The following is a 10,117-nucleotide window of genomic DNA, read 5'->3' on the forward strand; positions in this document are numbered from 1 at the left end:
TCTGTGTGCGTATATCACAAGTTTTTTGTTATTTTGCTTAATTTTCTTGCAAATTTTTTTGCATTTTTTTACAAGTAAGATTTTGATTATCAAACTATTATACATTTTTTAAGGAGCGAGTGCTTACTGAAATTCAAATGCACCGCAATCTGGCTTGTTTTTGCGTGGTAAGCCTCTTTGGTCAGTACTTGGGGCATTTTGATTAGTGCCTCTATCTATGGCAGGGCTACCTTGTGGTAGAGCCATTGTTTTAGTAAAGCCGCCATTATCGGCAAGGGGCAGTAAGCCAGCATCTTCCGTAGAAACCGAAGGGGTTAGCCAGTAGTCGTCTGTCGCTCCAAATTGCCCACTAAAACTTTTGGGAAATTGCATATTTCCTTCCCCTACCGTCAGATTAGAGTTTTTATTGATAACAGCTCCACCATAAGGATTGCCTTGGTTTGTGCCACCAACCAAATTATTGTAAAATAAAGTATTGGCAAGTGTTGTATTGCCACCATTAAAGATAGCACTGGCAAAGTCTCCCGCTCTATTCTGGGCGAAGGTACAATTCATTATGTTGCAAGTTCCGCTACTCAAAGCAAATGCACCACCCAAACCATTGGTGCCATTTACAGCAAGATTGCCTTCAAAGGTGCAATTAGTAATATTGAGCGTACCATTGGCAACCCACAAACCTCCGCCTTGTGAAGGCGAGGAATTTTTGGAGAAAAGCGTATTGGATAGATTGAGCGAACCATTCATAAAATAAAATCCGCCACCTTTATCATCTCGGCAGGAATTGTTCTCAAAACTGCATTTATCCATACTCATTGAACTACCTTTGCCTGCATAAAAAATTACATTTACAGCTCCCGCCTGATGATTGGCTTTGTTATTGATAAATGTACAACCACACATAGACATCTGATTATTCACCCCGTTTTGGTCAATACCATCAACATACACAGCTCCGCCTTGCCCTCCCTGTGCGAATGTTCCGCCTGTACCTGTGGCTTCGTTGTTTTCAAAAACGCAGTTGATAAAAGTCATTGCTGTTCCGATAGTGCCTACGGCGGCTCCATTGGGGGCTTTGTTGTTTCGGAAAGTACAATTTGCGAAAATAGCCTCTTTATATAAAATGGTATGAACTGCTCCACAATCATCGGCATCGGGGATAGGCATATTGTTATTTTCAAAAACGCAATTAAATACTTTCAATGAGCCGAAGGCTCTGCCTCTGATTGCCGCTCCTCGCTCTCCTTTATTCCCTTTGGCATTGATAAAACGCAAGTTTTGCACTACCAATAGAGTACCTGCATTTTGATTGGCGGCGGGGGCTTTATCCATAATAATATGCTGATTGTTGCCGTTCAAGGTAACTTTGTTACCGCCATCAATTACAATTTCTTTGTTGGGGATTATCAGACTGCTGGTAAGGCTAAGCGAGAAAGGGGCATCACCGCAATTACATTTTATTTTACCACCAGCATCTAAAAGTTCTTGTAGCTTAGTTTGCGTGCAGGAGGCGGGTGTTCCGTCCCCCCATAAGGAGGCTCCTGTCATATCGGCAAGAGGAGGTGCTTCGCAAACTGCTTGGGGAGTGTTGTTTGTGGGATTTGGCTCGTTGCTACTTTTTTTCTTGCAAGCTAAAACGCAAAGAAAAAAAGCAAAATAACATAAACGTTTCATATGTTTGGAGATAATTTTGTGTGGAGTACAAAAAATGTGCAATATTTTGCATAAAAATTTTGACTGATTCAGAGTAAAATTACACTTTTTTTTGAAAAAAACAAAAACAAATTGCCATTTAGTACAAATTTTTCTTTATCTTTGCCCGCCAAAATGAGAAACAAGTCTTACATATCGTTGGGTACTTTTTTGCTTTTGTTCTTGTGGCTAATGGGAACAAATGCAAACGCCTTTTTTTTGCAGAAAAGTCAGTCTGCTGAAAAGCAAGAAAAACCTTTCAAGGAGCAAATTTCTGCTTATGAGGTGAAAGCTACTTTTTCAGGCTTTTCTGTGGCGGGTTTGCAAACCAATTATTTTCTACTTTTTGAGGTTTCTTTTGCTGTTCTTGAAACCGAAATTTGTTTGTTTGCTCGTCCTATTTTTCGGATAGCTTTTTTTGAAAAAATCTTTGAGCATCTGATTGCTCCCCAAGCCCCCTAAATTTTGCATTTTTAGGTTTCAAGCTCAAGGTATGAGTTTGAAAATTCTGTTCTTGTCTTGTTTCTAAATTATTTTTCACCCAAAATTTTCAAAAAATATGAAAAATCGTTCAGCCATTATTTTTCTAACGGCAATCATTGCTATTTTGTGTATTTATTCACTTTCTTTCACGTGGGTAGGCTATCGCGTACGCGAAGATGCTGAAAAGCAAGCCACCAAAGGCAAAGACATAGATTATGCAAAAAAACAAGAAATTTTGCGTAATAAGTCTTACGAAACCGTGTATGATATTGGCATTGCCAAATACGACTACAATAGCGTCAAGAAACGCGAGTTAGGTTTAGGTTTGGACTTGCGTGGAGGTATGCAATTTACTTTGCAGGTATCTCACGCCGAACTACTGAAAATTCTTGCAGGCAGAAGAGCCAAAGAGGCTAATTTCCAAAAAGCTCTTGCCAAAGCACAAGAAAAACAAAAAAACAGCTCTCGCCCTTTTGTAAGGCTTTTTGCCGAGGCAGTAGAGGAGGTTGCCCCCGGAACACAACTGGCTCGCTTTTTTGTAAGCTCTACCAATAGCGAAATTACCTTGCAATCGTCTAATAATGATGTAATTGCCTATTTGGAAAAGAAAACAGAGGAAAGCGTTGATTTAGCGTTCCGCATCATTCAAGACCGTATTGATAAAACAGGGCTTGCCAACCCAAGCATTTCCAAAGTACCTGCTTCGGGGCGTATTCAGATTGAGTTGCCCGGTGTAGATGACCCCGAAAGAACAGAGAAACTGCTCAAAAGTCAGGCTAAATTAGAGTTTTGGCAAGTGTACGACCAAGCGGCTTTGCAGGGAGGTATAGAAAAACTCATTGACTACACCAATACTCTTGAAACCTCCAACAAATCCGATAAAAAAGATGCTAAAAAAGACGACAACCCTTTCTTGAAAAAAGATAGTACCGAAAAAGATGAAAACCCTTTTATCAAGAAAGATACAGCTACTGCCAAAGCAGATACGGCAAGTAAAAAAACGGAAGTCAAAGATACAGCCAAAAACAATAAAAAAGATACGAGCAAAACTACCAAAGATACTGCCAAGAAAAAAGACGAAAAGCAAGACCGCTTTGCCGCTTTTAGCAAACTATTTACCCCTTTTGGCAATAATTTGTACGTAAAACTGGAAGATACTGCCAAAGTAAATAAAATTTTCAATGCCCCCGAAGTTAAAAATGCTTTCCCTGCCGATATGGTAATGATGTGGGGGGCAAAAGCGGAATCCGATGAATTGCTTTCTAATGGGCAAAAAAATCCTATCAAGGGGCAGTTACCTATTTATTTCTTGAAAGCCAGTGCAGATGGCGAAGCTCTTTTGAGTGGCGATGTAGTGGATAATGCTTTCCCCGATTACGACCCTCAAAAAGGTTATGGCGTTACAATGATTATGAACATCAAAGGGGCTCAGGAATGGGCAAGAATTACCAAAGAAAATATCGGTAAGCAGATTGCCATTGTCTTGGATAGAGGGGTTTATTCTGCTCCTGTGGTGCAAACTGAAATTACAGGTGGAAATTCATCAATTACGGGGAATTTCACTTTGGAAGAAGCCCAAGATTTAGCGACTATCCTCAAATCGGGTAAGTTGCCTATCCCTACCGAAGTGGTAGAGCGTGGTATCGTAGGACCTTCACTCGGTAAAGAATCTATCAATCAGGGTTTGATTTCTACGCTGGTGGCATTGGCAGTAGTATTCTTGTTTATTTATGTGTATTACAACGTGGCAGGTCTGATAGTTTGGATTGCCCTGATTGCTAATATTTTCTTTACGCTGGGCGTAATGGCTTCCTTTGGTACAATCCTGACACTTTCAGGTATTGCAGGTTTTGTGCTTTCAGTAGCAATGTCCATTGATGCCAACGTACTTATCAATGAACGTATCCGAGAGGAATTGCAACAAGGTAAAGCCTTTGCCGAAGCGGTCAGAATTGGTTATACCAAAGCGTATAGTTCTATTTTGGACTCCAACATTACTACTTTCATTATTGGTGTAATTTTGTATATGTTCAGTGAGGCAAGTTTGGTACGTGGTTTTGCCATTACCCTAATGATAGGTATCTGTACTTCACTTTTCAGTGCTATTTTCATTACTCGTTTGCTTACAGAAAGTTTGGTAATTGCTCGTGGTAAAACACTTTCTTTCAAATCTGCCTTTTTCAATAGTATTTTCCCTAAAACCAACTTCAATTTTGTGGCTATACGCAAAAAAGCCTATTTATTTTCGGCAAGTATTGTTTTGGTAGGCTTAATTTTAGCCATTGTACAAGGCGGATTTACTTTTGGAGTAGATTTTACGGGAGGACGTTCCTACGTAGTAGCTTTCAACAAAACACTTCCCGTGAGTGAGGTGCGTGAGGTTCTTACCAAAGTGTTTCAGACCAGCACCGAAGTAAAAACCTACAATACCAGCAACCAACTGAAAATTACAACGAGCTATCTTGCAAGCGATGCAGGGGCAGATGAAAAAGTAGAAGCCAAACTCAAGGAAGGACTTGCCAAGTTTCAAGATGCCAAGCCCGAAATTTTGAGTTTTACAAAAGTAGATTCGGCGGTGGCTGATGATATTTTGGCAACGGCTCGTTTTGCGGTAATTCTTTCGCTGATAGCAATGTTTTTGTATATTTTTGTACGTTTCCGTTACTGGCAATACGGACTTGCGGCACTTGTTTCGCTTGCTCATAATGTGCTAATTGTGCTTGCTTTTGTACCAATAGCCAAACTCTTGGGCTTGAATTTGGAAATTGACCAAATCTTTATTGCTTCGGTGCTAACCGTGATAGGTTATTCTATCAACGATACCGTGGTAGTTTTTGACCGTATCCGTGAATTTGCTCGCCAAAGCATAGAAAGTAAAGATTTTGCTTCTCAGCTCAATAGTGCTATCAACGATACTTTGAGCCGTACAGTGGTTACAGGTATTACGACCATTGTTACAACACTAATTCTCTTGTTCTTTGCAGGCGAAGTATTGAGAGGCTTTTCGTATTCAATGTTCATTGGAATTGTGTTTGGTACGTATTCATCTATTTTCATTGCGGCACCCGCAGTGCTTGACTTCGCTCGCCGCAAAGGTATAGAAGAAGCCCAACGCGAAGCCGAAAAGCAAGCCGCCTTGCAAGCAGAACAACAACAAGAAAAACAATCTTAAAAAAACAAAAGCCCCGAAAGGGGCTTTTGTATATAAAAGTTAGTTTTTGTAGTTATCCATTACTTTTCTCACATTTCCATAAGTTTGTAGGAGTTCTTGGGCTTTTTCTGCGGAAATATTAAGTTCGGAGGTGATGATACGAATAGCTCGGTCAATGAGTTTGGTATTGGCAAGTTGCATATCTACCATTTTATTGCCTTTTACCCTGCCAAGTTGTATCATTGTAGTTGTGGAAATCATATTGAGTACAAGTTTTTGAGCAGTGCCTGCCTTCATACGTGTACTACCTGTAATGAACTCAGCCCCTACAATTACTTCAATAGCTACATTGGCGTATTGAGCCACAGGAGTATTCAGATTGCAAGTGATGCAGGCAGTAAAAATGCCATTTTCTTGAGCTTTTTGCAAACCGCCAACCACATAAGGCGTTCTGCCCGAAGCGGCAACACCTACCAAAACGTCCAATTCATTGATACGGAAGGCTTGCAGGTCTTTCCAAGCCTGCTCGGTATCATCTTCGGCAAATTCTACGGCTTTGCGTATAGCTTTATCGCCTCCTGCAATAATACCAATAACCCAATCATCAGGTACGCCAAAGGTAGGCGGACATTCCGAAGCATCTACAATCCCCAAACGCCCACTGGTGCCCGCTCCAATGTAAAAAAGTCTGCCCCCCATTTGCATACGTGGTACAATCTCAGCCACCAAGCGTTCTATTTGAGGAATAGCCTTTTCCACAGCCAAAGGCACGGTTTTATCTTCTGCATTGATACTCTCCAAAATCTCACGAATAGACTTTTTCTCTAAATCTTGATATTTGGAATCTGCTTCGGTAAAATTCATAGTTTCAAGAGCTTTTTTCTCTAATGTTTAAATTTCTTGTTTTTTATATCCGATTTCTCACAATTCCTTATCACTCACCATTCTATTGCCACAAAAATAAGTTTTTTTGCTGATTTTGCTCATTTCTTACAAGCGATTTTTTTGCTCACTTTGAAAAAACGAAAATCTTATGTTCAACCTCACTAATCAAAAAGGACTGATTGTAGGTATTGCCAACGACAAATCTATTGCGTATGGTTGTGCCAAAATTTTAGCCGAGCAGGGAGCCGAACTTGCTATTACGTATCTGAATGAAAAAGCAGAAAAGTTCGTTCGTCCTCTTGCCGAGGGGCTTAATGCAAGTATCATAGCCCAAATGGACGTTCAGAATGAAGAGGAAGTAAAAGTAGTTTTTGAGCAAATTGCTCAAAAATGGGGTAAATTGGACTTTCTCATACACTCCATTGCTTTTGCACCCCTAGAAGACCTGAAAGGTAGGCTCATTGATTGCTCTGCCGAAGGCTTCAAATTAGCTATGGATATTAGTTGTCATTCATTTATTCGTTTGGCTCATTATTCCGAGAATTTACTTTCGCAAGGTAGAGGCTCTCTGATAGCGATGAGCTACTATGGTTCGGAAAAAGTGATTAAGAATTATGCTATAATGGGTCCTGTAAAAGCCGCTTTGGAAAGTACAGTACGCTATTTAGCTTTTGAATTGGGCGAAAAAGGCATTAACGTCAATGCGATTTCTCCCGGAACTATTGCAACACGTGCCGCAGGTGGCTTGAGCGATTTTGATGAACTAATGAAAAAAACAGAACAACTCACACCGCTCAAACGCTTGCCTACCATTGAAGACGTAGGAAAAATGGCGGCTTTCCTCATTTCAGACGAAGCTCAATATATTACAGGAGATACGTTCTATGTAGATGGAGGCTATCATATAATGGGGGTGTAGAGCCAAACATTTCTAAAAAAATTAATTTCTCCTTAACATAAAAATCTTACATTTGTAAAAATTAAACGATAAGTCTATGGCAACCGTAAAAACTAAAAACCCCGCTTCCAAAGAAAAGGAAATCTTGGTAAATGGTAATGGAAATGGCAATGGTAAGCACGAAAACCAGTGGCTTTCGCCTTTTGGCAATTTTATGAACTCACAATGGTTTGAGCAGTGGCAAGAAACTTTGAAAAACCCTTTTGGACAAAAAAAGGAAAAAGAAGAAACTGAAACTCCTTCGGCTCAGTGGCTTACTTCGCAATGGACAGCTTGGCAAAATTGGTGGCAAGAGCTTGCGAGTGCCGTAGCAGAAGATAGTGTAGAAAAAGCACAAAAACATATTGGCGATTTTTTGGTAAATGCCGAATTGCAAAAGCCGCTCATCAGTGCCGCAGATACTTTTTTAGAACTTTCTCAGCATATCCTTGATTTCAAGGAGTTTATGGATTACGCTACCATTGCTCTCAATAAAAAGCCTGAATGGGTTACGCCTAATGTAGTAGTGGGTAAATTGCGTTGCTTTGATTTGCGTCAATTTTCTCCTAAAATAGATAAAACGAAATCAGCAACTTTGGTACTTCCCCCTTTTGCAGGGCATTATTCTACTATTGCCGATTTTTCTGAAAAGCAAAGTCTTGTAAAGCACCTTATGGACTATGGCGTTCCGAATGTATATTGCTTGGATTACCATAGTGCTACCAAAGAAATGCAATATTACAACGTTGATGATTACCTGGCTCAGTTAGATGTATTTGTAGATGATATTGGCGACCACGTGAATTTGATAGGTTTGTGCCAAGGAGGTTGGTTTGGAGCTATCTATACGGCTCGTTTTCCTCAGAAGGTAAAAACTTTGGTTGTAGCAGGTTCGCCGATTGATACCAAAGCAGGCGATGGACATTTGGAAAATACCGTAGATAATGCCTCGCCTACCTTTTTTAGCAACCTTGTGAAAATGGGACAAGGTGTAATGGACGGAAAATTTATGGTGCAAGGCTTCAAGAATATGAACTTTATGCAACATTATTTTGAAAAATATCAACGCCTTTACAAAATGGTGAAAGGGGCTCAAAATGATGAGGCAGGTTTGGAGCGTTATGAAAATTTTGAAATTTGGTACGAAAATACTATCAATTTGCCCGGTAAGTGGTACGAGCAAGTCATTGATGAACTTTTCCGTAACAATCATTTTGTTAATGAGCAGTTTGTAGCTTTGGGTAGAAAAGTTAGCCCCAAAGATATCAAATGTCCTGTGTATATGCTTGCAGGAGATAAAGACGATATTACCTTGCCCGAACAAGTATTTGATATGGAAAAATACATTGGTACACCCAAAGAAAAGCAAGCCAAAGGTTTGGCTCAGGCAGGGCATATTGGGTTGTTTATGGGGCGTGCAGTGCTTTCCAAAAATTGGAAAGAAATTGCTGAATGGATGATGAAACATCAATAAAAAGCATAACGCATAAGCGGCAACATTGGCTCAAATCAACGTTGTCGCTTCTTGCTATTCTAAATGCTATAAATTCTGAAAATCATCGTAGTTTAACCCTTTTATGTGTGGTATTCGTTTCAATCACGAAAAATTTGCCCATCAATGTTATCGTTGTGGCAAATTGGCTTTGCAAGAAGAACTCTTTTTCTTTCAACAACAAGGCGTTTGGCTCTGTGAGGAGTGTTTGGAGAAAGAACAAGAAATGAAAGAGGAAAACGACAAAAAGAAAGTTGAAAAAGTATAGCAACCTCAAATAAAATTGAGGTTGCTTGTTTTTATATTTCCACTTGCATACCCGACTTCACAAGGTCGGTGATATCAACCCTTACACCGATATATTTGTAAGGCTTTCCTTCGCTATCCAGCACACCGCCAATGGTAGCAATTACCCAGTAGGGAGTGCCGTCTTTGGCTCGGTTTTTTACTATGCCCTGAAAGATTTTACCCGCTTTAATGGTTTCCCAAAGATTTTTATACACTTCTTTGGGCATATCGGGGTGGCGAACAATGTTATGAGCTTTGCCGATAAGTTCTTCGCGAGAATATTTGGAAATGCGGCAAAAAGTATCATTCACAAAGGTAATAGTGCCAAACTTATCCGTTTCAGAAACAATAGCGGCGGCATTGAGCAAATTGGTGCGAGCTTCTATTTCTGCGGATAGTCTATCTATTTCTTCCTCGCGGCGAGCAATGTCTTTGTGAATAGTTTTCAAAAGTAATTTCATTTTTTCTTCTGCACTCTGATAGCTTGCTTGCATTTCTTTCAAAAGAAATACCTTGTAAAACTTGCCTTTTTCGTATTCAAAAGTGCTTTCAATCATTTCTGCCAATGCTTTCTGCCCATCTAATTTTTTGATACTGACAACATTGGTATTGGTTTCAGATTTGAAGGGCAAAATGACATACTGCGATAAAGGCATATTACGCAAATCTACCGAAGTAGCACCGAAAAGTTGCAGCGCCGCAGGATTGGCATAGATAATTTTTTCGTCTCCTGTGGTAATTACGATAGGCTGATGGATATTTTCAAAAATATCCTTTGCCGCTTGTGGTGTTGCAAAAGCGTTCATAGGGATAAAAATAGTTTAGGTTCAAGAAAAAAATGAATTTTGTATTAAGGAGCAAGGTATTGTTCTACTTGCATACCTCTTTTGATAAGGTCGGTGATATCAATTCTTACACCGATGTATTTGTAGGGTTTTCCTTCGCTATCCAGCACGCCTCCAATGGTAGCAATTACCCAGTAGGGGGTGCCGTCTTTGGCTCGGTTTTTTACAATGCCCTGAAAGATTTTACCCGCCTTGATAGTATCCCACATTTCTTTGAAAACAGCTTTGGGCATATCGGGGTGGCGAACAATGTTATGAGGCTTTCCAATGAGTTCTTGGGGCGTGTATTTGGCTATTCGGCAGAAGGTATCATTTACAAAAGTAATAGTGCCGTACTGGTCAGTTTC

At 40.0% G+C, this 10,117-nt stretch carries 9 protein-coding genes; 5 read left to right on the forward strand and 4 right to left on the reverse strand.

The genetic code is table 11. The features are described 5' to 3' along the window. Nucleotides 1–123: 123 nt before the first annotated feature. On the reverse strand, nt 124–1,671 hold the full coding sequence (locus ACWITO_RS03985; RefSeq protein WP_448528718.1) for a choice-of-anchor Q domain-containing protein: 1,548 nt from the start codon (nt 1,669–1,671) through the stop codon (nt 124–126). A gap of 237 nt (nt 1,672–1,908) precedes the next feature. Between ACWITO_RS03985 and ACWITO_RS03990 the strand changes: the two genes are divergently transcribed. Next, a complete protein-coding gene (locus ACWITO_RS03990) occupies nt 1,909–2,151 on the forward strand; it encodes a hypothetical protein (RefSeq protein WP_448528719.1) in 243 nt (80 codons plus the stop codon). 97 nt (nt 2,152–2,248) lie between these two features. Then, entirely contained in the window at nt 2,249–5,344 is a 3,096-nt protein-coding gene (secDF, locus tag ACWITO_RS03995) for a protein translocase subunit SecDF (RefSeq protein ID WP_448528720.1), read from the forward strand. A 39-nt stretch (nt 5,345–5,383) separates the two neighbouring features. On the opposite strand, the gene murQ is transcribed toward secDF, so the two are convergent. Further along, nucleotides 5,384–6,187 (reverse strand): N-acetylmuramic acid 6-phosphate etherase, encoded by an 804-nt coding sequence (gene murQ / locus ACWITO_RS04000; RefSeq protein ID WP_448528721.1) that lies wholly within the window; start codon nt 6,185–6,187, stop codon nt 5,384–5,386. Between the two features lie 169 nt (nt 6,188–6,356). Between murQ and fabI the strand changes: the two genes are divergently transcribed. The 3 genes from fabI to ACWITO_RS04015 all read left to right on the forward strand — a co-directional run bounded on the left by fabI (nt 6,357) and on the right by ACWITO_RS04015 (nt 8,905). Next, nucleotides 6,357–7,127 (forward strand): enoyl-ACP reductase FabI, encoded by a 771-nt coding sequence (gene fabI, locus ACWITO_RS04005; protein ID WP_448528722.1) that lies wholly within the window; start codon nt 6,357–6,359, stop codon nt 7,125–7,127. Between the two features lie 76 nt (nt 7,128–7,203). Further along, nucleotides 7,204–8,619, forward strand: a complete 1,416-nt coding sequence (locus ACWITO_RS04010) for an alpha/beta fold hydrolase (protein ID WP_448528723.1) — start codon at nt 7,204–7,206, stop codon at nt 8,617–8,619. Between the two features lie 103 nt (nt 8,620–8,722). Next, nucleotides 8,723–8,905 carry a hypothetical protein gene (locus ACWITO_RS04015; protein WP_448528724.1) on the forward strand — a complete coding sequence of 61 codons (183 nt, stop codon included), beginning with the start codon at nt 8,723–8,725 and terminating at the stop codon, nt 8,903–8,905. 31 nt (nt 8,906–8,936) lie between these two features. On the opposite strand, the gene ACWITO_RS04020 is transcribed toward ACWITO_RS04015, so the two are convergent. Together ACWITO_RS04020 and ACWITO_RS04025 are read right to left on the reverse strand one after the other, a co-directional pair. Then, nucleotides 8,937–9,731, reverse strand: coding sequence for a PAS domain-containing protein (locus tag ACWITO_RS04020; protein ID WP_448528725.1), 795 nt, complete (start codon nt 9,729–9,731; stop codon nt 8,937–8,939). 44 nt (nt 9,732–9,775) lie between these two features. Continuing rightward, nucleotides 9,776–10,117: PAS domain-containing protein (locus tag ACWITO_RS04025; RefSeq protein WP_448528726.1), on the reverse strand; the 342-nt coding region annotated here is incomplete at its 5' end.

It is taken from the genome of Raineya sp. (assembly GCF_053497555.1).

Excerpts from the sequence above, each read along its gene's own strand:
- ACWITO_RS03985 (WP_448528718.1), bottom strand. The coding sequence starts at position 1,671 with ATGAAACGTTTATGTTATTTTGCTTTTTTTCTTTGCGTTTTAGCTTGC.
- secDF (WP_448528720.1), top strand. The coding sequence starts at position 2,249 with ATGAAAAATCGTTCAGCCATTATTTTTCTAACGGCAATCATTGCTATT.
- murQ (WP_448528721.1), bottom strand. The coding sequence starts at position 6,187 with ATGAATTTTACCGAAGCAGATTCCAAATATCAAGATTTAGAGAAAAAG.
- fabI (WP_448528722.1), top strand. The coding sequence starts at position 6,357 with ATGTTCAACCTCACTAATCAAAAAGGACTGATTGTAGGTATTGCCAAC.
- ACWITO_RS04010 (WP_448528723.1), top strand. The coding sequence starts at position 7,204 with ATGGCAACCGTAAAAACTAAAAACCCCGCTTCCAAAGAAAAGGAAATC.
- ACWITO_RS04015 (WP_448528724.1), top strand. The coding sequence starts at position 8,723 with ATGTGTGGTATTCGTTTCAATCACGAAAAATTTGCCCATCAATGTTAT.
- ACWITO_RS04020 (WP_448528725.1), bottom strand. The coding sequence starts at position 9,731 with ATGAACGCTTTTGCAACACCACAAGCGGCAAAGGATATTTTTGAAAAT.